The sequence below is a fragment of the Achromobacter sp. Root83 genome, assembly GCF_001428845.1.
GTDB lineage: Bacteria > Pseudomonadota > Gammaproteobacteria > Burkholderiales > Burkholderiaceae_B > Achromobacter.
The window spans coordinates 585,853-608,112 of the sequence record NZ_LMIU01000022.1; the positions used below are offsets into that span (position 1 = coordinate 585,853).

21 protein-coding genes are annotated in these 22,260 nt (G+C 64.4%); 15 read left to right on the forward strand and 6 right to left on the reverse strand.

From position 1 onward, the window contains the following. Positions 1 to 2: 2 nt before the first annotated feature. The 3 genes from gatB (at position 3) to ASE30_RS18495 (ending at position 2,278) form a co-directional block, all read left to right on the forward strand. Positions 3 to 1,460, forward strand: a complete 1,458-nt coding sequence (gene gatB, locus ASE30_RS18485) for an Asp-tRNA(Asn)/Glu-tRNA(Gln) amidotransferase subunit GatB (protein ID WP_057285936.1) — start codon at positions 3 to 5, stop codon at positions 1,458 to 1,460. A gap of 108 nt (positions 1,461 to 1,568) precedes the next feature. Next, entirely contained in the window at positions 1,569 to 1,814 is a 246-nt protein-coding gene (locus ASE30_RS18490) for a hypothetical protein (RefSeq protein ID WP_057285717.1), read from the forward strand. Next, on the forward strand, positions 1,811 to 2,278 hold the full coding sequence (locus ASE30_RS18495; protein ID WP_057285718.1) for a type II toxin-antitoxin system VapC family toxin: 468 nt from the start codon (positions 1,811 to 1,813) through the stop codon (positions 2,276 to 2,278). Before ASE30_RS18490 ends, ASE30_RS18495 begins: the two co-directional genes overlap by 4 nt. A gap of 39 nt (positions 2,279 to 2,317) precedes the next feature. Here ASE30_RS18495 and pyrE read toward each other — a convergent pair whose 3' ends face one another. Next, positions 2,318 to 3,004, reverse strand: coding sequence for an orotate phosphoribosyltransferase (gene pyrE, locus ASE30_RS18500; RefSeq protein ID WP_057285719.1), 687 nt, complete (start codon positions 3,002 to 3,004; stop codon positions 2,318 to 2,320). A 133-nt stretch (positions 3,005 to 3,137) separates the two neighbouring features. On the opposite strand from pyrE, the gene ASE30_RS18505 reads away from it, so the two are divergent. Further along, positions 3,138 to 3,926 carry an exodeoxyribonuclease III gene (locus tag ASE30_RS18505; protein WP_057285720.1) on the forward strand — a complete coding sequence of 263 codons (789 nt, stop codon included), beginning with the start codon at positions 3,138 to 3,140 and terminating at the stop codon, positions 3,924 to 3,926. A gap of 496 nt (positions 3,927 to 4,422) precedes the next feature. Then, entirely contained in the window at positions 4,423 to 5,769 is a 1,347-nt protein-coding gene (gdhA, locus tag ASE30_RS18510) for an NADP-specific glutamate dehydrogenase (protein ID WP_057285937.1), read from the forward strand. A 172-nt stretch (positions 5,770 to 5,941) separates the two neighbouring features. Here the strand turns inward: gdhA and ASE30_RS18515 are convergent, their stop codons facing one another. Both ASE30_RS18515 and ASE30_RS18520 read right to left on the reverse strand, forming a co-directional pair. Beyond that, positions 5,942 to 6,442 (reverse strand): copper chaperone PCu(A)C, encoded by a 501-nt coding sequence (locus ASE30_RS18515; protein WP_057285721.1) that lies wholly within the window; start codon positions 6,440 to 6,442, stop codon positions 5,942 to 5,944. 18 nt (positions 6,443 to 6,460) lie between these two features. Beyond that, a complete protein-coding gene (locus tag ASE30_RS18520) occupies positions 6,461 to 7,360 on the reverse strand; it encodes a LysR family transcriptional regulator ArgP (protein WP_057285722.1) in 900 nt (299 codons plus the stop codon). Between the two features lie 147 nt (positions 7,361 to 7,507). Here ASE30_RS18520 and ASE30_RS18525 point away from each other — a divergent pair, with 147 nt between their 5' ends. The 6 genes from ASE30_RS18525 (at position 7,508) to ASE30_RS18550 (ending at position 14,419) form a co-directional block, all read left to right on the forward strand. After that, a complete protein-coding gene (locus ASE30_RS18525; protein WP_057285723.1) occupies positions 7,508 to 8,140 on the forward strand; it encodes a LysE/ArgO family amino acid transporter in 633 nt (210 codons plus the stop codon). A 162-nt stretch (positions 8,141 to 8,302) separates the two neighbouring features. After that, positions 8,303 to 9,244 carry a LysR substrate-binding domain-containing protein gene (locus ASE30_RS18530; RefSeq protein ID WP_057285724.1) on the forward strand — a complete coding sequence of 314 codons (942 nt, stop codon included), beginning with the start codon at positions 8,303 to 8,305 and terminating at the stop codon, positions 9,242 to 9,244. Between the two features lie 330 nt (positions 9,245 to 9,574). Next, positions 9,575 to 10,738, forward strand: a complete 1,164-nt coding sequence (locus ASE30_RS18535) for an ABC transporter substrate-binding protein (RefSeq protein ID WP_057285725.1) — start codon at positions 9,575 to 9,577, stop codon at positions 10,736 to 10,738. A gap of 141 nt (positions 10,739 to 10,879) precedes the next feature. Continuing rightward, positions 10,880 to 11,752 carry a branched-chain amino acid ABC transporter permease gene (locus ASE30_RS18540; protein WP_057285726.1) on the forward strand — a complete coding sequence of 291 codons (873 nt, stop codon included), beginning with the start codon at positions 10,880 to 10,882 and terminating at the stop codon, positions 11,750 to 11,752. A 3-nt stretch (positions 11,753 to 11,755) separates the two neighbouring features. Next, positions 11,756 to 13,678 (forward strand): ATP-binding cassette domain-containing protein, encoded by a 1,923-nt coding sequence (locus ASE30_RS18545; protein ID WP_057285727.1) that lies wholly within the window; start codon positions 11,756 to 11,758, stop codon positions 13,676 to 13,678. 18 nt (positions 13,679 to 13,696) lie between these two features. Beyond that, the gene (locus ASE30_RS18550; RefSeq protein WP_057285728.1) at positions 13,697 to 14,419 is read left to right on the forward strand and encodes an ABC transporter ATP-binding protein; all 723 of its coding nucleotides are present in this window, start codon (positions 13,697 to 13,699) and stop codon (positions 14,417 to 14,419) included. An 850-nt stretch (positions 14,420 to 15,269) separates the two neighbouring features. Here ASE30_RS18550 and ASE30_RS18555 read toward each other — a convergent pair. The 3 genes from ASE30_RS18555 to ASE30_RS18565 form a co-directional block, all read right to left on the reverse strand. Beyond that, a complete protein-coding gene (locus tag ASE30_RS18555) occupies positions 15,270 to 15,695 on the reverse strand; it encodes an organic hydroperoxide resistance protein (RefSeq protein ID WP_057285729.1) in 426 nt (141 codons plus the stop codon). Between the two features lie 165 nt (positions 15,696 to 15,860). Beyond that, entirely contained in the window at positions 15,861 to 16,322 is a 462-nt protein-coding gene (locus ASE30_RS18560; protein ID WP_057285730.1) for a MarR family winged helix-turn-helix transcriptional regulator, read from the reverse strand. A 58-nt stretch (positions 16,323 to 16,380) separates the two neighbouring features. Then, positions 16,381 to 17,088: a Crp/Fnr family transcriptional regulator gene (locus ASE30_RS18565; RefSeq protein WP_057285731.1), complete on the reverse strand. Its 708-nt coding sequence runs from the start codon at positions 17,086 to 17,088 to the stop codon at positions 16,381 to 16,383. A gap of 169 nt (positions 17,089 to 17,257) precedes the next feature. On the opposite strand from ASE30_RS18565, the gene ASE30_RS18570 reads away from it, so the two are divergent. From ASE30_RS18570 to ASE30_RS18585, 4 genes are read left to right on the forward strand one after another with little or no spacing between them, the layout of a single operon-like run. Further along, on the forward strand, positions 17,258 to 19,234 hold the full coding sequence (locus ASE30_RS18570) for a long-chain fatty acid--CoA ligase (RefSeq protein WP_057285732.1): 1,977 nt from the start codon (positions 17,258 to 17,260) through the stop codon (positions 19,232 to 19,234). A 5-nt stretch (positions 19,235 to 19,239) separates the two neighbouring features. Further along, a complete protein-coding gene (locus ASE30_RS18575) occupies positions 19,240 to 20,037 on the forward strand; it encodes an ABC transporter ATP-binding protein (protein ID WP_057285733.1) in 798 nt (265 codons plus the stop codon). Between the two features lie 11 nt (positions 20,038 to 20,048). Then, positions 20,049 to 20,978, forward strand: a complete 930-nt coding sequence (locus ASE30_RS18580; RefSeq protein WP_057285734.1) for a branched-chain amino acid ABC transporter permease — start codon at positions 20,049 to 20,051, stop codon at positions 20,976 to 20,978. A 24-nt stretch (positions 20,979 to 21,002) separates the two neighbouring features. Continuing rightward, a complete protein-coding gene (locus ASE30_RS18585; protein WP_057285735.1) occupies positions 21,003 to 22,067 on the forward strand; it encodes a branched-chain amino acid ABC transporter permease in 1,065 nt (354 codons plus the stop codon). Positions 22,068 to 22,260: the final 193 nt, after the last annotated feature.

Below are 22,260 nucleotides of genomic sequence, written 5' to 3' on the forward strand. Positions count from 1 at the left end.
ACATGAACTGGGAAATCGTCATCGGCCTGGAAACGCACACCCAGCTTTCCACCGGCTCCAAGATTTTTTCGGGCAGCAGCACGCAGTTCGGCGCCGCGCCCAACACGCACGCCAACGAGGTCGACCTGGCGCTGCCGGGCAGCCTGCCGGTCATGAACCGCGGCGCGGCCGAACGCGCCATCCGCTTCGGCCTGGCCGTGGGCGCCACCATCGCGCCGCGCTCGGTCTTCGCGCGCAAGAACTACTTCTATCCCGACCTGCCCAAGGGCTACCAGATCAGCCAATACGAGCTGCCGGTGGTCGTGGGCGGGACGCTGTCGTTCTTCGTGGGCGAAGAGGAAAAGACCGTCAACCTGACCCGCGCCCACCTGGAAGAAGATGCCGGCAAATCCTTGCACGACGACTTCAACCTGGCCAATGGCGCCCCCGCCAGCGGCATCGACCTGAACCGTGCAGGCACCCCGCTGCTGGAAATCGTGACCGAGCCCGAAATGCGCTCGGCCGCCGAGGCCGTGGCCTACGCCCGCGCGCTGCACAGCCTGGTCGTCTGGCTGGGCATCTGCGACGGCAACATGCAGGAAGGCTCGTTCCGCTGCGACGCCAACGTGTCGGTGCGCCCCGTGGGCCAGAAAGAATTCGGCACCCGCACCGAGATCAAGAACGTCAACTCGTTCCGCTTCCTGGAACGGGCCATCGTCTATGAGGCCCGCCGCCAGATCGAGCTGATCGAGGACGGCGGCACCGTCGTCCAGGAAACCCGCCTGTACGACGCCGACCGCGACGAAACGCGCAGCATGCGCAGCAAGGAAGACGCGCACGACTACCGCTACTTCCCGGATCCGGATCTGCCCACGCTGGTGATTTCCAGCGCCTGGGTGGACGAGGTCCGCGCCGCCATGCCCGAGCTGCCGGCCGCCCAGCGCGCCCGCTTCGAATCGGAATACGGCCTGCCCGCCTACGACGCCGCACAACTGACCGTCGCCCGCGACCTGGCTGCCTACTTCGAGGCCGTGGCGCACGCGCTGCCCGCGGGCCAGGCCAAGCTGGCGGCCAACTGGGTCATGGGCGAAGTCGCCGCCGCGTTGAACAAGGAAGAAAAGGGCATCGCCGATTCACCGGTCCAGGCGCCGGCGCTGGCCGCCCTGATCGGCCGCATCATCGACGGCACGGTCTCCAACAAGATCGCCCGGGAAGTCTTTGGCGCCATGTGGGCCGGTGAAAACGGCGGCGACGCCGACGCCATCATCGACGCTCGCGGCTTGAAGCAGATCAGCGACACGGGCGCCATCGGCGCCATGATCGACGAAGTGCTGGCGGCCAACCCGGCCATCGTCGAGGAATACCGCGCCGGCAAGCAGAAGGCGTTCAACTCGCTGGTCGGCCAGATCATGAAGGCCGCCCGCGGCAAGGCCAATCCGCAGCAGGTGAACGATCTGCTGAAGCAGAAGCTCGATAGCTGAGTGCTCTCACGGGAATCAGGCTGATAAGAGGCCGCGGCACATTGCCGCGGCTTTTTCTTTGGCGAAGAATGGGACGGTCAATCGTTAACACGTGACCGGAGAATCGCCATGAAGTACATCGAAATCAGCGATGAGCAATTGCGCGACCAATTCATGGAGTACCTGTTGGCAGTCAGCAAAGGACAGCATTTCGTTGTCACGGTGGATGGCGTACGTTGCGCGCGCTTGACCCCGACACTCCCAGGAACGACCCTGGACGCCCACGACGCCATCGAAGAACTGAAGCAGTTTGTACGTGGTCCCGCGATTGCGCACGACGTGATTCGCGCCTGGATTGAAGAGGGCCGCGAATGAGCCAAACAAGCATGGTGCTGGATGCCTCGGTCACGCTTGCCTGGTTGCTTGGACGCACCGACGCCCAGGAAAGCCTTTTGGCCAGGCATCTACTCGAGGTCGCTCACGACTCCCAAAGCACGGTACCTCCAATCTGGCACCTGGAGATCGCCAACGGCATGCTACGCGCAGAACGGAGCCATCTGGTCTCCCAGGACCAGCTTGCCTCATTCAATCGGATTCTGAGCAGGCTGCCGATCGTGCGGGACCTGTCCGCGGCCGCCTTTCGAATCGCCAGCGTCTGCCAATTGGCGCGTTCGCACGCGTTGACCGCCTATGACGCCAGCTATCTGGAACTGGCGCTGAGAAGCGGCAGACATCTGGCAACGTTTGACCGAAAGCTGGCCGACGCCGCACGGGCATGCGGCGTATCCGTGTGGGGCCAGCCCCACGGCGTGGCTGAGCCGATGGTCCGCTATGGGTAGCAAGACCATGCAACACATGCCGCCCCGCACGCACAAGGGTTACTTCACCCCGTACTTCGTCCGATACGCCAACACCGCATCGCGATTTTCCGCGAACGACGCATCGTCCTGCAGCAGGGCCAGGATGTCCGTCAGCGACGCAATCGCCACCACCGGAATGCCATAGGTCTTGGCCACGTCCTGCACGGCGGAATGCGGCGACAGGGCATCGTCCGGCCCGGCCCGCTCCATCCGGTCCATGGCGATCAGCACCGCCGCCGGCTCCGCTCCCGCGGCCCGGATGATCTCCACCGATTCGCGCACCGACGTCCCGGCCGTGATCACGTCGTCGATGATGACGACCTTGCCCTTGAGCGGCGCCCCGACCAGCGTGCCGCCTTCGCCGTGGTCCTTGGCTTCCTTGCGGTTGTACGCGAACGGCACGTCGCCGCGGCCCTGCATGTCGGGGTGCCCGGCCAGCGCCACGGCCGTGGCCGTGGCGAGCGGGATGCCCTTGTACGCGGGACCGAAAAGCATATCGAACTGCACGCCCGAATCCAGCAGCGCCTGGGCGTAGAAGCGCGCCAGCTTGCCGACCGAGCCGCCGCTGTTGAACAGTCCGGCATTGAAGAAATAGGGACTGATACGGCCCGACTTGACCTTGAAGCTGCCGAAACGCAGTACGCCCTCTTGCAGGGCGAATCGGACGAAATCAAGGGCGGTGGCGGAAGGGTGGGCGGCGGGCATTCGAATGGATCCGGTAGGTGGCAAACCTGGGCATTTTATCCGTTGTCGGGACGATTCCAGGGCGCCGCCACCGAGTCGGTTAAATTCCTGGCATTGCCCGGTCTCCCCGCGGCCGCACTACAGGAGTTTCGCTTTGCTGCGCATCACGTCGATCAATCTCAATGGCATCCGGTCCGCCTTCCGCAAGGGCCTGCAACCGTGGATGGAAAAGCACGCGGCGGACGTGCTGTGCCTTCAGGAAATCAAGGTCTCGCACGATGACCTGACCGAAGATCTGCGTCATCCGCCCGGTTATACCGGCCACTTCCACCACGCGGTGAAGAAGGGCTACAGCGGCGTGGGCATCTACCTGCGCGACGCGGCGGAGCGCGTGAACATCGGTCTGGGCTGCGAAGAGTTCGACCCCGAAGGCCGCATCATCCGCGCCGACTGGAAGAACCTGTCGGTGATCAGCGCCTACCTGCCCTCGGGCTCCAGCGGCGACGAACGGCAGCAGGCGAAGTACCGCTTCCTGGACCGCTTCGGCCCATGGATCGACGCGCTGATGCACGAACACAAGACGACCGGCCGCGAATTCGTCATTTGCGGCGACTGGAACATCGCGCACAAGGAAATCGACCTGAAGAATTGGAAAGGCAACTTGAAAAACTCAGGCTTCCTGCCCGAAGAGCGCGCATGGCTGACGGACGTGTTCGACAAGCGAGGCTTCGTGGACGTGTTCCGCACCATCGACGACCGCCCCGACCAGTACACCTGGTGGAGCAATCGCGGCCAGGCCTGGGCGAAGAACGTGGGGTGGCGCATCGATTACCAGATCGCCACGCCCGGCATCGCCGCCAAGGCTCGCAACGTGGCCATCTACAAGGATGAACGCTTTTCGGACCACGCCCCCTTGACGATCGACTACGACACCGCGCTCTGACCGCCAGGGCGGCCGGCGGCGAGGCGGCCGGCGCCTGCTACGGGCCGCGCGGCGCGTCTTGCTCCCTCAGCACGGCGGCACGGCCTGATTTTTCTCAAATATATATTGGGGACATAATAATGGCATGTCACGATCCCGAGGGGTTGAAAGCGACTCGCACGAGTGCGCTTTTCCCCTGGAGGCGGGCATACCTCCCCATGATCTGCCTGCCAATTTAATTGGGGCCGCATCAATTTCCCTAGGGAATTCAAGACATCTGGCCCTGTAAGCTGGATTCCAAGCCCCTCGGCCGCGACGCACCACCGACAAGCGTCCCTATTTTTATCGCAAAAAAAGCCTTTTGATATCAAGGCGATGGCGCGCTTTCCCGCTTTGCGCAGGGCAACAATTTGCCCCTACAATTCCGCACCACTCAGGTGCAGGCATGCACCAAAATAAATGGTTCGCGCCCCAAAATGGCGCAGCCCGCACCTATTCGAAGCACCCCGAGGAGATCATGTTGAAAGTGCAGAGTCTGGACGACTTCCTGCGTGGCGTCGCCGCGCGCGATCCGCAGCAGCCCGAGTTCATGCAAGCCGTCCAGGAGGTGATGCTGAGCCTGTGGCCTTTCATTGAAAAGCACCCGCACTACGCCGAGCATGCCGTGCTCGAGCGCCTGGTGGAGCCCGAACGCGTGATCCAGTTCCGGGTGTGCTGGACCGATGACCAGGGCCGCGCCCAGATCAACCGCGCTTTCCGCATCCAGCACAGCTCGGCCATCGGCCCGTTCAAGGGCGGCATGCGCTTTCATCCGTCGGTGAACCTGTCGATCCTGAAGTTCCTGGCCTTCGAACAGACCCTGAAGAACTCGCTGACCACGCTGCCCATGGGCGGCGGCAAGGGCGGTTCCGACTTCGACCCCAAGGGCAAGTCCGACGCCGAGGTCATGCGCTTCTGCCAGGCCCTGATGATCGAGCTGTACCGCCACCTGGGTCCGGACACCGACGTGCCGGCCGGCGATATCGGCGTGGGCGCGCGTGAGGTCGGCTTCATGGCCGGCATGATGAAGAAGCTCTCCAACTCGACCGCCAGCGTTTTCACCGGCAAGGGCCTGACCTTCGGCGGCAGCCTGATCCGCCCCGAGGCCACCGGCTACGGCACCGTGTACTTCGCGGAAGAAATGCTCAAGCGCGCGGGCAAGTCCTTCGACGGCCTGCGCGTATCCGTGTCGGGCTCGGGCAACGTGGCGCAATACGCCATCGAGAAGGCCATGGCGCTGGGCGCCCGTGTCGTCACGATCTCGGATTCGAACGGCACCGTCGTGGACGAGGCCGGCTTCACGCATGAGAAGCTGGTGGCGCTGATGCACATCAAGAATGACTTGCGAGGCCGCCTGGACACGTATGCCAGGCAGTTCGGCCTGCAGTACGAAGCCGGCAAGCGCCCGTGGCACGTGCCGGTCGACGTCGCCCTGCCCTGCGCCACCCAGAACGAACTGGAACTGGCCGATGCCCAGACGCTGATCAAGAACGGCGTCGTGTGCGTGGCGGAAGGCGCCAACATGCCCGCCACGCTGGAGGCTGGCAAGGCCTTCATCGCCGCGCGGGTGCTGTATGCCCCGGGCAAGGCCAGCAACGCTGGTGGCGTCGCCGTTTCCGGCCTGGAAATGGCGCAGAACTCGGCCCGCATCGCCTGGACCCGCGAAGAAGTGGACACCCGCCTGCACGCCATCATGCGCGACATCCACGAAAACTGCGTACGCCACGGCCACACCGAGCGCGAATACGTGAACTACCTGGACGGCGCCAACATCGCAGGCTTCGTCAAGGTCGCCGACGCAATGCGCCAGCAAGGGCTGTATTAATAACCCCCCCCGAAGCGCTGCGCGCTTCCCCCAGGGGGCGCCGCTGCGGACCGGCAGAGCCCGGCTCCGCGCGGCCTCGGTCGGGGTAGACCGGCCTGATTGGGAGCGGGCCTGCCTGATCAAGGGCAGACCTGCCTGATCGGAGACGGAACTCGCGGGCAGCGCAGGGCGCTCAGTGCTTCATCGCGCCGTGTTCCATGCCGCCGTGGCTCATGCCGGGGTTGTGCGAGGCCGGCTTGACCTTGAACTGCACGGCCACTTCTCCGGCCTTCTCGAACTTCAGCGTGGCCGGCACCGTGGCGCCGTCCTTGAAGGGCGCCTTCAGCTTGATGAACATGACGTGGTAGCCGCCAGGGCTGAGCTTGACCTCGGTATCGGCGGGCAGCGCGATGCCGCCTTCGACCTGGCGCATCTTCGACACACCGTTCTCGGTCTGCACCGTGTGCAGCTCGACGCGCTCGGCGGCGTCCGAAGACACCGAAAGCAGGCGGTCGGCGGCCTTGGCATCATTGTCGATATCCATATACCCCGCGCCGTTGGCCTGGCCCGGCGCCGAAGCGCGGACCCAGAGGTCGTCGACCTCGATCTGCCCGACCTTGTAGTCCTTTGCCCACGCCGAACCGGCGGTGCACAGGCCGAGGGCGGCGATGGCGGCAAACTTGCGGATGTTCATGGGTATCCTCCTAAGGGGTTAACGCCGCCGGACCAGACTGCGGGCGGCTGACAGAACCGAGTCGGTCAAGGCTTCCATCGCCTCGGAGTTTACCCGCCAATGCTGCCAGTAGAGCGGCACGTCTTCCCAGGCGCGCGCGCGCAGCAGCACCAGTTGACCGGCATCAAGATGTTCCTGCACGAGCGGCAGCGGATTCATGGTCCAGCCCAGGCCGCCCAGCGTGGCCTGGACGAACGCCCGCGTGGACGGCACCCACCAGACCGGCGGCTGCCATGGCGCCGGATCCGCGATCTTGTGGGCAAAGCGCGCCTGCAAGGCGTCCTTGCGGTTGAAGACCAGCACCGGCGCTTGCGCTAGTGTCTGCGCGTTGACGCCCGAGGAAAAATAACGCTTGTGATACTGCGGCGTGCAGGTGGCCACGTAGCGCATGCTGCCCAGCGCATGGATGCGGCAGCCCTGCACCGGATCCGCCAGCGTGGTCACGGCGCCCAGCACCGATCCGTTGCGCAGCAAGGCCGCGGTGTGGTCCTGATCGTCGGACTGCATGTCCAGCGTGGCCCGCGTGCGGCCCGCGAATTGCAGGGCCGCGTCGACAAACCAGGTCTCCAGGCTGTCATGGTTGACGGCGATCGGAATGCTGGCATTCGGCACGTCGTCGTCGGCCACGCCCAGCCGGTTCAGCGCGTCGTGCTCCAGCAGGGCCGTCTGCTCGGCAAGCTGGACGAGCACCTGGCCGTCCGTGGTGGCGGCGGCGGGGACGGTGCGCTGGACCAGCAACCGGCCCATGCGGTCTTCCAGCGCCTTGATCCGTTGCGATACCGCCGAGGGCGTCACGCTCAAGGACAGCGCAGCCCTTTCGAAGCTGCCCTCGCGCACGACGGCGGCCAGCGCGCGCAGGTTCCCATGATCGATTTTCATGTCATTAGATTTACTTAATATAGTGAAGCAAAATTAGCTGTATTTCATATTACAGGCAAGGGAGAATAGCGTCACCGGTGCGCTTACAGCGCCCGGCGCCGTCATCAAAGCGCCGCCACAGGCGTTGCAGTCACAGGTACACGCATCATGTTCACCACCTTGTCATCCCCCCTATTTCTCACTGCCTGGGCCAGCGGCACCGCCACCGGGCTGGGCCTGTTCGCCGTCGTGGGCGCGCAAAGCGCGTTCATCCTGCGCCAGGGGTTGATGCGCGCGCATCTGCTCAGCGTGGTCGCCATCTGCGCGCTGATCGACGCCGTGTTCATCTTCGCCAGCGTGTCCGGCTTGCAGGCGCTGACGTCCTGGTTCCCCTGGCTGACCACCGCCGTGCTGTGGTTCGGCGTGGCCTTTCTGACCTGGTATGCCGCGCAATCCGCGCGCCGCGCCTGGACCGCGACGGGCGGGCTGGCCGCCGCGCGCGACGTGGTGCCGTCGCGTCGCGCCGCGATGCTGGGCGCATTGGGCTTTTCGCTGCTCAATCCGCATTTCTGGCTGGACATGGTGGTGGTCGGTTCGCTCGCGCACGGTTTTGACGACGCGCGCATGGCGTTCGCCGCGGGCGCCTTCACGGCCAGTCTGCTGTGGCTGGCCGTGCTGGGCATCGGCTCGCGGCTGTTCGCGCCGTTCTTCGCCAGTGCGGCCGCCTGGCGCATCCTGGACGGCGTCATTGCCGCGGTCATGGCCGGCCTGGCCGTCAGCCTGGCGGTCAAGGGCATCTGACCGGCGTTCAACTGGAGCGGCCAATCCCAATGGCTGGACGGCTACCGCGTGGTGATTGCACAGGTGCTCCAGCAATACGGCCACGGCCTGCCCGCGCCAACACTTTTATAATCGGCCCTTCACCACTTTTCGTCGGGCCCACCGCCGGCCCGCCAGACGGCCATGCGTGGAGCCTCCTCTTCCAAAGACGTGCGCCTGCCGCCGCTCGCCGCCATCCAGGCGTTTGAAGCGGCTGCCCGGCTGGGATCGTTCGAGCGCGCCAGCGAAGAACTCTTCGTCACCGCCAGCGCCATCGGCAAGCGGATTGCCGCGCTGGAGGCGCTGCTGGACGTCACCCTCTTCATTCGCAGCAGCCGCGGCGCCACGCTGAGCGCCGCCGGGCGCGAATACCTGGAACAGGTGCGCACCGCGTTGGACCTGCTGTCGGACGCCTCGCTGCACAAGCGCGGCGAGCCCAAGCTGGAAACGCTGCGCGTCGTATCCACGCCCACCTTCGCCCGCCAGGTGCTGATCCCCAGCCTTCCCGAATTCACGGCGGCACACCCCGATGTGGAGCTGGAGATCATGCTGTCGATCCCGTACCTCGACATCATGCCGCCCAACGCCGATGTCTGGGTGCGCTTCGGGATCGGCAAATACCCCGGCCTGCATGCGCGCCAACTGACGGAAGATCCAGTGTTCGCGGTCTGCTCCCCGGCATACCGCGACGCGCGGGGTCCGTTCATCCACCCCAAGGACCTTGCCCGCGCGGACCTGCTGCGCTGCCCGATGGAGCCGTGGCGCCCCTGGCTGGCGGCGGCCGGCCTGGATTGGCCCGAGCCTTCGCGCGGCGTCTGGCTGGTGGACCTGGGCATGATGCTGGCGGCCGCGCGCGCCGGCCAGGGCATCGCGCTTACGCGCCGCACGCTGGCGGCCGAATGGCTCGACGAAGGCAAGCTCGTGCGGCTGCTGGACATCGAGATTCCCGGCGAATCCCAGTACCACCTGTGCACCGAATCGTCGCGCCCGCCCGGTGGCGCAGCCCAAGCGTTTTCCCTATGGCTGGCCGACGTGTGCAAACAGGCATCCCAATGGCCATGCGGCCTGCGAGCCGGTCAGGAATAAATTTCCAGCCCCGGGCGGAATGAAATTCCGCGCGCCGTCGCGCCACGCTGGCTAGCATGCGGCCACCGTGACTGTCCCATCCGGCCTCATGGCGTGCGCCTCGCGCCCCGCTCCGTTCGGTCTCATCCCGCTTTTCAGCGCAATGACAGGAACCCCGTGCGTCCGTACTAGGTATTTACGCGGAAAAACGCCGCCGGGTCAGATTCGCGTAAGCGATTAAGCAGACAGTCTCAACACACGACACAGGAGAGCGCCAGAACACTTCTTCCCGCCGACTGGCGCCGGCACACGGTTTTCCACGCAGTTCTACTAATTACAACGGAGACATCCATGGATTTTCGTTTGAAGCTGCTCGCAGGAACCCTCGCATTTGCCGCATCGGCCGCGTCCTACGCCGCCGACCCCATCAAGATCGGCGTAGCCGGCCCGTACACCGGCGGTTCGTCCTCCATGGGTGTCAGCATGCGCGACGGTGTGCGTCTGGCGATCGAAGAGGTCAATAAGAACGGCGGCGTGCTCGGCCGCCAGCTCGTCGCCGTCGAACGCGACGACGAAGCCAAGAACGAGCGCGGCGTGCAGATCGCCCAGGAGCTGATCAACAAGGAACAGGTGACGGCCACCGTCGGCTACATCAATACCGGTGTGGCGCTGGCCTCCCAACGCTTCTACCAGGACGCCAAGATCCCCGTGTTCAACAACGTGGCCACCGGCAGCGTGATCACGCATCAATTCAAGGCGCCGGAATATCCCAACAATTACGTGTTCCGCAATGCGGCGCACGACAGCATCCAGGCCCCGATGATCGTGGAAGAAGCGATCACCCGCCGCGGCTTCAAGAAAGTGGCGATCCTGGCCGACTCCACCAACTACGGCCAGTTGGGCCGCGAGGATCTGGAAAAGGCCCTGGCCGGCAAGGGCATCAAGCCCGTGGCCGTGGAAAAGTTCAACATCAAGGACGTCGACATGACGGCCCAGCTGTTGAAGGCCAAGGCCGCTGGGGCCGAAGCCGTGCTGACCTACGGCATCGGTCCCGAACTGGCGCAGATCGCCAACGGCATGACCAAGCTGGGCTGGAAGGTGCCGATCATCGGAAGCTGGACGCTGGCGATGGCCAACTACATCGACAACTCCGGCGCCAACGGCGAAGGCGCGCGCATGCCGCAGACCTTCATCCAGGACCCGGACACGCCCAAGCGCAAGGCCTTCATCGACGCCTACCTGGCCAAGTTCAAGCCCAAGAACGACCGCATCGACTCCGCCGTGTCCGCGGCCCAGGGCTATGACTCCATCCTCCTTCTGGCCGCGGCCATCAAGCAGGCCAACTCCACCGATGGCGCCAAGGTGCGCGAGGCGCTGGAAAACCTGCAAACGCCGGTCGAAGGCGTGGTGATGGTCTACAACAAGCCGTTCTCCGCCGACAACCACGACGCGATCACCGCCAAGGAAGTGGTCATCGGCGAGGTCAAGGGCGGCCGCGTGGTCAAGGCCAACTAAATCCCGACAAGCAGGAAGGCGGCGGCTGCCCAGCCGCCGCCGCCCGCGCCCCTCCCCAGGGGCGCGTGGCATGCAGCCGCCTGAAAACAGCGTTCTGCCCAAGGGGGTTGGGACGGAACACAGCGCCTCAAGACACACACCATGATTCTTCTACAGCTCATCTATAGCGGTATCGCGCTAGGCATGATCTATGCCGTCATCGCGTTCGGATACCAGCTCACATTCGCCACATCGGGCACGCTGAACTTCGGCCAGGGCGAAGCCCTGATGCTGGGCGCGCTCGTCGGCCTCACGCTCGTCGGCCTGGGCGTGAACTACTGGGTCATGATCCCCATCGTCTGCATCTTCGGCTTCGCGCAGGGCGCGCTGGTCGAGCGGGTCGGCGTCAGGCCGGCCATCAAGGCGCGGTCGGAGTTCGGCTGGATCATGGCCACCATCGCCTTGGGGATCATCTTCAAGAACGTGGCCGAGAACATCTGGGGCCGCGACGACCTGCGCTTTCCCTCGCCCTTGCCCGAAGCCCCCATCCAGGTGCTGGGCGCCAATGTCCTGCCCATGGAGCTGCTGGTGGTGTTCGGCGCGCTGGGCATGATGATCCTGGTGGAAATATTCAACCGCAAGTCCATCTACGGCAAGGCTTTCGTCGCCACGTCCAACGACCGCGACGCCGCCGGCCTGATGGGCATCAACACCGGCATGGTGATCACATTTTCCTACGCGCTGTCGTCGCTGACGGCCGCGTTCGCCGGCGTGCTGGTGGCGCCGCTGACCCTCACGGGCGCCACCATGGGCGCGGTGCTGGGCCTGAAGGCGTTCGCCGTCGCGATCATTGGCGGCCTGTCCAGCGGGATGGGCGTGGTGGTGGGCGGGCTGATCCTGGGGATCGCCGAGACGACCACCGGTTTCTATCTTTCAACGGGGTACAAGGACGTGCCGGGACTGGTGTTGCTGCTGCTCGTACTGACCTTCAAGCCCGCCGGCCTTTTCGGCAAGACCGCGATCAAGAAGGTGTAATCGATGAAACCCCTGCACCTATTGCTATCCGTCGTGGCCGTGGCCTGCCTGGCCGCCGTGCCGCTGGGCGTAACCAACACGTATTACCTGCACCTGATCGAAACCATCATGATTTATTCGATCCTGCTGTTCGGGCTCGATATCGTGGTGGGCTACACCGGCCAGGTGTCGCTGGGCCATGCCGGCCTGTTCGGCATCGGCTCGTATGTCGCGGGCGTGCTGTTCTTCCACCTGCAGATGCCCATCTGGGTGATCCTGCCCGCCGCGATCCTGATCGCCGCGGCCTTTGGGGCGGTGCTGGCCCTGCCGGCGTTGCGCGTCACCGGGCCGTACCTCGCGATGGTGACGCTGGCGTTCGGCACCATCATCCAGATCCTGATCAACGAGATGACCTTCCTGACCGAAGGACCCTTGGGCATCAAGATCCCCAAGCCGTCGATTGGCGGACACATCCTGACCAAGAGCGAGTATTTCTGGCTGGTGGGCGCGCTGCTGGTGATCTCGCTGATCGTGGTGCACCGTATCCTGAAGTCGCACCTGGGCCGCTCGTTCGAAGCTCTGCGCGACAGCCCGATCGCCTCCGACTGCATGGGCGTGTCGGTCTACCGGCACAAAGTGATCGCCTTCGTCATCAGCGCCGGTTTCGCCGGCCTGGCGGGCGCGCTGTATTCGTACTCGGAACAGTACATCTCGCCCAATACCTACAACTTCGAACTGACCATCCTGTTCCTGCTGGCCATCATCATGGGCGGCCGCAAGAGCCGCACGGGCGCGCTGCTGGGCGCTTCCATCATCGTGCTGCTGCCCAAGATGCTGGACGACATCGCCACCTTCAGGCTGATCGCGCTGGCCGTGGCGATCCTGGTGACGGTGGGCAGTGCTGTCGCGGTCTCCAAGGGCCGCGCCGAGCCGCGCCGGGTCGCGGTGCCGGTCGTGGGCACCATCGTGCTGGCGATCTTCTCGTACTGGCTGGACGCGCTGAACGATTGGCGCCTGACGATCTTCGGCGTCATGATCCTGTTCGTCGTGTACTACCTGCCCGACGGCATCGTGGGCTTTGTGCGCAACCTGTTCTTCTCCACCCGGCGCGCGGCGCTGACGGTCAAGAAGGATCTGGTGAAGGAACAGGAAGCCGTGCCGGATGCGGTCGCGGGCAAGGGCGAGACGCTGTTGGCGGCCAAGGGCCTGCTGATGCAGTTTGGCGGCTTGAAGGCGTTGAACGAGGTGGACCTGACCGTCAAGCGGGGCACCATCCACGGGCTGATCGGCCCCAACGGCTCGGGCAAGAGCACGATGATGAACGTGCTGACGGGCATCTACGTGCCGACCGCCGGCGCCGTGGAATTCTCGGGCAAGTCGCTGGTGGGCCTGGCCCCGGCGGACATTGCCGAAACGGGCATTGCCCGCACCTTCCAGAACGTGCAGCTCTTTGGCGAGATGACCGCGCTGGAGAACGTGCTGGTGGGCCTGCATCACACGTTCACCACGGGGATTGCCGGCATTGCGCTGCGCACGCCGAAGTGGAAGGGCGAGGAACAGGGCGCCCGGGCCCGCGCGATGGCGCTGCTGGAGTTCGTGGGCCTGGAGTCGCTCGCCAACGAAGAAGCGCGCAACCTGCCCTACGGCAAGCAGCGTCTGCTGGAGATCGCGCGCGCGCTGGCGCTGGATCCGCAGCTTCTGCTGCTGGACGAGCCGGCGGCGGGTCTGACGGCGCCCGACATCGTGGAGCTGCTGGCCATCATCCGCAAGGTGCGCGACCACGGCATCACGCTGATCCTCATCGAGCATCACATGGATGTGGTGATGGGGGTGTGCGATACCGTTTCGGTGCTGGACTTCGGCCAGAAGATCGCCGAGGGCCTGCCTAACGAAGTGCAAAGCAACGCCAAGGTCATCGAGGCGTATCTGGGCGGCGCGCCCGCCTGACGCCAAGGGGACAACAAGATGCTATCTATCAAGAATCTGGAAGCGGGTTACGGCAAGGTCAAGGTGCTGCATGGCATCAGCATGGAGGTGCCGAAGGCGAAGGTGGTGACGCTGATCGGCTCCAACGGGGCCGGCAAGACGACGACGATGCGAGCGCTGTCGGGCATGATCCGTCCGACAGCGGGCGAGATCACGCTGAGCGGCAAGCGTATCGATGGGCTGGAGTCGCACCGGATCGCGCGGCTGGGCCTGGCGCATTCTCCGGAAGGCCGGCGTGTGTTTCCGACGCTGTCAGTTACCGACAATCTGCTGCTGGGCGCGTTTCCACGCCTGACGGGCAGCCGTCCGAAGGGCGATGTGCAGGCAGATCTGGGCCGGGCGATGGATCTGTTCCCTCGCCTGAAGGAACGCCGCGAGCAGTTGGCGGGCACGCTGTCGGGCGGCGAGCAGCAGATGCTGGCCATGGCGCGGGCGGTGATGCTGAATCCGGAGCTGGTGCTGCTGGACGAGCCTTCGATGGGGCTGGCGCCGATCCTGGTTGAAGAAGTGTTCCGGATCATTGCCCGGCTGAAGGACGAGGGTGTCACGATGCTGCTCGTGGAGCAATTCGCCGCTGCGGCGCTCAATGTGGCCGATTACGGGTATGTGCTGGAGAACGGGCGGATTTCAGTGCATGGCAGCGCGGATAAGTTGAAGCATGATCCGGCTGTGGTGGCGGCTTATCTCGGTGGGTCGCACTGAGACGGCGGTGCGCTCGGGGTTCTGTTGAGGCTGTCAGTCTTCTCAAGTGCTTGCTCTTGTTGGTTCTTGAGGCTGGTGGTTTTCAGGTGGGTGCTCACTTGGTTCTTTAGACGCCTGGCGTGGCGGGGGCCTGGGGGGTGCGGGGCTGCGATTGCGGTCCGGAGCCTTCGCTCCGGACTTCCCTAGGCGGGCCCCCCCTTCGTCATCCTCGTTGCCGCCTCCGGCGGCTGCCTTCTGATTCCCTCGGGCGCATCTGACGCCCCGCACCCCCCAGGCCCCCGCCACGCCAGGCTCTGGTGGTTTCAACTTTACCGGTACTGGGGCGAGTCGAGTTCTTTAGGTTTTTGCCCACGGTGGGGGGTAGAGGAATATCTTGCGGTGCCCGCCCCCGGCCGGCCGCGCGGGCAGCCTTTGGGGGCTTACGCGGTGTCTTGCGTCGCGATGATGACGTTTCGCCGGGCAAGTTTCACACACCGGACGCCAAGTAGCGCAGCCAATCGTCAATTCAACGCCGATGCCCGATGGGCGGCGCGGGCGCCGTGGTTGCGAGCAACCTCGATGCGCCCGAGGGAATCTGAAGGCAGTCGCCGAAGGCGACAACGAAGATGACGAAGGGGGGGCCCGCCTAGGGACGTCCGGAGCGAACGCTCCGGACCGCAATCGTGGGCGCTCGCAGCCACGGCGACCGCGACGTCGGGCGACCTACGAAGCTTCGCCGCATGCAAGCGCCTCACCGAACGCATCAAAAGACGCTTCCGAAGCAGCTTCGTCCGCCCACGGCCTACGAAGCCCCCCGGATGCAAACATCCTTCAACGCTCCCGCCACACTCCCCCTCAATCACCCGCGATATCAAACAATCGTCAACGTCACATCAATATTCCCGCGCGTCGCATTCGAATACGGGCATACGATGTGGGCCGCCGCCACCAACTTCTCGGCCTCCGCACGGTCCAGTCCCGGCAGCGAGATCTTCAGTTCGACTTCGATGCCGAAGCCCGTGGGGATGGCGCCGATGCCGACGGTGCCGTTCACGGACACGTCCGCGGGAATCGCGATCTTGTCGCGGCCGGCCACGAACTTCATGGCGCCCAGGAAGCAAGCGGAGTAGCCGACGGCGAACAGTTGTTCCGGATTGGTGCCGGCCGCGCCTGCGCCGCCGAGTTCACGCGGCGTCGTCAGCTTGACATCCAGAGTGCCGTCGTCGCTGACGCCACGGCCTTCACGGCCGCCGGTTGCGGTGGCGCTGGCGCGGTAGAGGACTTTTTCGATAGACATGATGCGTTTCCTTTTAGATGAAAAGTTGGACTGCATGGCCTGGCGGGACCCTTCCCGCATCGCCGTTTAACTGCGAACCGCTGACTTGCGTTGCCTTTTAAATAGCGTACAACTATATAGTGCGCTATTTATCAGGCCGGATGATGACAGGCATCATCCCTTACCTCAAAGACTTTCGACCAGCTTCTCCCGCAGGGCATGCAGGGTCTTCATCATGCCCTGGGCTTCGGCCAGGGTGCATTGCGCCGCGGCCGCGATGGAATGAGGCACGGCTTCGGCCTGCTCTCGCAGTTGCCGGCCTTGCTTGGTCAGGCCCACGATCACTTGCCGCTCGTCGGCCTGAGCCCGCTGGCGGGTCACCAGGCCCGCGGCTTCCAGGCGCTTGAGCAGCGGCGTCAGCGTGGCGGAATCCAGGAACAGGCGGTCGCCGATATCCGTCACGGTGATGTCGTCGCCCTCCCAGAGCACCAGCATCACCAGGTATTGCGGATAGGTCAGATCAAGCCCGCGCAGCAGCTTGCGGTACACCTTGTTCATCGCCAGCGAGGTCGAATACAAAGCGAAGCAGAGCTGGCTGTCCAGCAGCAGCGGGTTGAATGCGCCCTTGGGTTTGGATCTGGATTTCATTGTGCAATATTAAATAGCGCGCTATTCAACGTCAAGTTTTTTTTGCGAGCCCGCCAATTCATGCGGCCCGCTCTCCCACGGCCGCGCTCCGATCCGATCCGTATTGCTTCAACCCGTCCAGGTTCAGCACGCGGACGGCTCCGTATTCGACGTTCAGCAGCCCGGCTTCCTCGAGCTTGCGCAGCGCCTGGTTGGCGCGCTGGCGGGACACCCGGGCCAGATAGCCGACTTCTTCCTGTGTAATGGCCAGGCGCATGCCCATGCCGGGATACAGCAAAGGATTGAAGAGCTCGGCCAGACAGCGGGCTACCCGTGCGTCGGGATCCAGCAGACGGTCGTACTCCGCCTTGCCGATGAACTGCGCCACGCGCTCGTTCAATTGATGCAGCAGGTAGCGGTTGAACGGAATGCTGGTATCCAGCAGCCAGTCGAAGGTGGCGCCGGGCAGACGCGCCACCACGGAATCGCGCAGGGCCACGATGTCGTACTTGCGGACTTCTCGTTTCAGCAGCGAACCTTCGCCAATCCATCCGCCCGCGGGCACGCCGGTCAGCGAGGCCACCTTGCCTTCGGCGTTGCCCACCGAAACCTTGACCAGCCCCGCCAATACGCCTATCCATGCCTGGGCGAGTTCGCCTTTGCGCTCTATGATCGATCCGGCAACCACCTGCTGCACGGTAAGGTCTCGCTCGACGCGCGATTGCTGCTCGCCGTCGAGCACGCGAAACCAGGCCGCGGCGAGTTGCAGGGAGTCGGATAGCTGCATCGGGAATACCCTAAAAGTTCCTTGAATGTCGCGATGGTGACAGTTGGTAGCAACCCAACCTTATACCTTAACTCCTGCCGTAAATCTAAAACCAACTGGTCAAGCACTTCTTCGCCATCGCCGCTCCCGCGGCCTCCTGGCGCGATGCGCCCAAACCGGAGGAGACAACGTGGCACATTCATCGCCCGCATCTGCACAGATGCCGGCGGCGCTGGACACCTTTCCAGCGCTGCTGTTCGCGCATGCCAACGTTCGCGGGTCGCGGCCCGCGATACGAGAGAAGGATCTGGGGATCTGGCAAACCCTTACGTGGTCCGAGGTGGCGGAGCATGTCCGCCACGTCGCGCAGGGCCTTGCGTCGCTTGGCATCCAGCCCGGCATGCACGTCGCCGTCATCGGCGAGAACCGTCCCCGCCTCTACATGGCCATGATGGCCACGCAGTCGCTGGGCGCGATTCCCGTTCCGCTCTACCAGGACGCCGTCGCCCAGGAGATGGTCTACGTGCTGCAGGACGCCGAGATCAGGGTCGCGGTCGTGGAAGACCAGGAGCAGGTCGACAAGATGATCGAGGTGCGCGAACAATGCCCCGCCCTCAAGCATGTGGTGTTCGACGATCCGCGCGGCCTGCGCCATTACTCCGATCCGATGCTGCTGTCGTATGAGCAGCTCGAGGAACAGGGCCGCCAATACGCCGCGCAGCATCCCGAATTTTTCGAGCGCGCCATCGCCGCCGTCCAGCCGCACGATGCCGCGGCCATGTTCTATACCTCGGGCACGACGGGCAAGCCCAAGGGCGTGGTGCTGACGCACCATGCGCTGATCGACCGCGCGCGCGCCGTGTCCGAGATGGAAAAACTGACCGACCAGGAAGACGTGCTGGCGTACCTGCCGCCCGCGTGGATCGGACAGAACATGTTTTCGTACACGCAGTTGCTGGTCACCGGTTTTACCGTGAACCATCCCGAATCGCCCGACACCGTGTCGATCGACATGCGCGACATCGGCCCCACCTATTACTTTGCGCCGCCGCGCGTGCTCGAGGGCCTGCTGACGCATGTGATGATCCGCATGGAAGACGCGGGCTTTATCAAGCGCCGCCTGTTCGCCGCCTGCATGAAGCTCGCGCGCCGCGTGGGCACCCGTATCCTGGATGGCGAGTCCGTCAATGCCTGGGACCGCCTGCGCTACACGCTGGGCAATGCGCTGATCTACGGCCCGCTGCGCAATGCGCTGGGCATGAGCCGCGTGCGCGTGGCCTACACGGCGGGCGAAGCCATCGGCCCCGACCTGTTCGTCTTCTACCGTTCGATCGGCATCAACCTGAAGCAGTTGTACGGTTCCACGGAAACCTCCGTCTTCGTGTGCGTGCAGCCCGACGGCAAGGTGCGCGATGACACGGTCGGCCCGCCCGTCGAGGGCGTGGAAATCCGCGTGGCCGACAACGGCGAGATCCTGGTGAAGAGCCCCGGGCTATTCAAGGAGTACTACCGCAATCCGGACGCCACCGCCGAGGCGCGCAGCGCCGATGGCTGGTTTCATACGGGCGATGCCGGGTACCTGGACACCGACGGCCAGTTGAAGATCATCGACCGCGCCAAGGACGTCGGCAAGCTTGCCAACGGCAGCCTGTTCGCGCCCAAGTACATCGAGAACAAGCTGAAGTTCTTCCAGCATATCAAGGAGGCGGTGGCCTTCGGCGCTGGCCGCGAGGACGTGTGCGCCTTCATCAACATCGATCTGGAGGCCGTGGGCAACTGGGCCGAACGGCGCGGACTGCCCTATGCCGGCTACACCGACCTGGCGGCCAAGGAAGAGGTCTACCAACTGATCGCGGAATGCGTGGAGCAGGTCAACGCCGACCTGGCCACCGATCCCAAGCTGTCGGCATCGCAGATCGGCCGCTTCCTGATCCTGCACAAGGAACTGGACCCCGATGACGACGAACTGACCCGCACGCGCAAGGTGCGCCGCGCGTTCATCGCGCAGAAGTACGGCGTGCTGATCGATGCGCTCTTTGGCGGCAAGCAGTCGCAATTCATCGAGACCGAAGTGAAATTCGAAGACGGACGCAGCGGCAAGATCTCGGCGGATCTGAGGATCCGCCAGGTCAAGACGTTTCCCGCCATAACCGCCCGAGCCGCCTAGACACCATGAGCACCAACGACCGCGATCAGCGTATCGGCGATGTGATGCTGGACATGCAGAACATCTCCTTGTCTTTCGGCGGCGTGAAGGCGCTGACGGACATATCCTTCAACGTGCGCGAACACGAGATCCGCGCCATCATCGGACCCAACGGCGCGGGCAAAAGCTCGATGCTCAACGTCATCAACGGCGTCTATACGCCGCAGAACGGCGGTATCGAGTTCCGCGGTGAGCGGTTTTCCAAGATGAATCCGCGGCGCGCCGCCGAAATGGGCATCGCGCGCACGTTCCAGAACCTGGCGCTTTTCAAGGGCATGAGCGTGCTGGACAACATCATGACCGGACGCAACCTGCGCATGACGAGCGGGTTACTCGCGCAGGCATTCCGCCTGGGCCCCGCCGAACGCGAGGAAATACAGCACCGCGAATTCGTCGAGAACATCGTCGACTTCCTGGAAATCCAGGCCTACCGCAAGACGCCGGTGGGGCGGCTGCCCTACGGCCTGCAAAAGCGGGTGGACCTGGGCCGCGCGCTGGCGATGGAGCCGCGCCTGCTGCTGCTGGATGAACCGATGGCCGGCATGAACATCGAGGAGAAGCAGGACATGAGCCGCTTCATCCTCGACGTGAACGACGAATTCGGCACCACCATCGTGCTGATCGAACACGACATGGGCGTGGTCATGGATATTTCCGACCGCGTGGTGGTGCTGGACTACGGCAAGAAGATCGGCGACGGCAAGCCCGACGAGGTGCGGGCCAATGAAGATGTCATACGCGCCTATCTCGGCGTGTCGCACTGAGGCGGACAGACATGGGATTTTTTCTAGAAACCTTATTTGGCGGCTTGATGAGCGGCATGATGTATGCGCTGATCGGCCTGGGCTTCGTGCTTATCTTCAAGGCATCGGGTGTCTTCAACTTCGCGCAGGGCGCGATGGTGCTGGTCGCCGCGCTGGCCATGGCGCGGTTCTCGGAATGGATACCGCGCTGGCTCGGCTTCGACAACATGATCCTGGCCAACGTGCTGGCGTTCATCGTCAGCGCCATCGTGATGTTCCTGCTGGCCGTCGCCATCGAACGCTTCGTGCTGCGCCATCTGGTCAACCAGGAGGCCACCACCTTGCTGATGGCCACCCTGGGCATCAGCTACTTCCTGGACGGGCTGGGGCAGATCACATTCGGCAGCTCTGTGTATTCCATCAACGTCGGCATGCCCAAGGATCCGCTGCTGATCCTGGACTCCGTCTTCGAGGGTGGGCTGCTCATCAACCTTGAAGACCTGACGGCCGCCGTCATCGCCGCGCTGCTGGTGGCGGCGCTGGCCCTTTTCTTCCAATACACCTCCACCGGGCGCGCGCTGCGCGCGGTGGCCGACGACCACCAGGCCGCGCAGTCCATCGGCATTCCGCTCAACCGCATCTGGGTGATCGTGTGGTGCGTCGCGGGACTGGTGGCGCTGGTGGCCGGAATTATCTGGGGATCGAAGTTCGGCGTGCAGTTCACGCTGTCCACCGCGGCGCTGCGCGCGCTGCCGGTGGTGATCCTGGGCGGGCTGACCTCGGTGCCGGGGGCCATCCTGGGCGGCCTGATCATCGGCGTCGGCGAAAAGCTGTCCGAGGTCTACCTGGGGTCGCTCGTCGGCGGCGGTATCGAAATCTGGTTCGCCTATGTGCTGGCGCTGGTGTTCCTGCTGTTCCGTCCGCAAGGGCTGTTCGGCGAGAAGATCATCGACCGCGTTTAAGCCACCGGGCCCAAAGGATAAACAATGTTCTACCGCGAAAACGGCCAATTCAAGACCAGCTATCGCGCTGACCAGCAGATCTTTCCGATCCGCCAGGACCGCGTATTCATCTGGCTGCTGCTGGCGGTGGCGTTCATCGCCATCCCCGCGCTGGCCAGCGACTACCTGCTGCGCGCCATCCTTATTCCCTTCCTGATCCTGTCGCTGGCCGCCGTCGGCCTGAACATCCTGGTGGGCTATTGCGGCCAGATCTCGTTGGGCACGGGCGCCTTCATGGCGGTGGGCGCCTATGCGGCATGGAACTTCGGCGTGCGCTTTCCCGGCATGCCGCTGGTCATCCAGATCCTGCTGGGCGGTTGCTTCGCCACGATCGTGGGCGTGATCTTCGGCATACCCAGCCTGCGCATCCGGGGCCTGTACCTGGCAGTGGCGACGCTGGCCGCGCAGTTCTTCGTGGACTGGGCGTTCCTGCGCATCCCCTTCTTCACCAACTACTCGTCGTCCGGCAGCGTGTCGGTGCCGCCGCTGACGGCCTTCGGCCTGCCGGTGCAGAGCGCCATGGAAAAGTACCTGTTCGTGCTGGTTCTGGTGGTGATCTTCAGCCTGCTGGCCAAGAACCTGGTGCGCGGCGCCATCGGCCGCCAGTGGATGGCGATCCGCGACATGGACGTGGCGGCATCCGTCATCGGCATCCGTCCCATGTACGCCAAGCTCACGGCGTTCGCGGTCAGCTCGTTCATCGTCGGCGTGGCCGGCGCCTTGTGGGGCTACATCCACCTGGGTTCTTGGGAGCCGCTGGCGTTCGACCTGACGCGATCGTTCCAGCTTCTGTTCATGGTGATCATTGGCGGCCTGGGGTCGATCATCGGCAGCTTTTTCGGCGCGGCCTTCATCGTGCTGGTGCCGGTGGCGCTATCCAACATCCCGCACGCGCTGGGCCTGCCGCTGTCGGTGGATACGGCGGCGCACATCGAACACATGGTGTTCGGCGCGCTGATCGTGTTCTTCCTGATCGCCGAGCCGCATGGCCTGGCGCGGCTGTGGAGCATCGGCAAGGAGAAGCTGCGCATATGGCCGTTCCCGCATTGAAGCCCCCCCCGAAGCGCCCTTGGCGCTTCCCCCCAGGGGGCGCCGCTGGGGACCGGCGAAGCCGGATCCGCCGCGGCCCCGATCAGGGAGACCCGAGTTTCATGCAACAAGAACGTATTGATCATCACCGGCCGCAGCAGCACGAACTCCGCGGTCGGCGCCCTAGATACCCGGCTCAAGACCGGGCCAATCC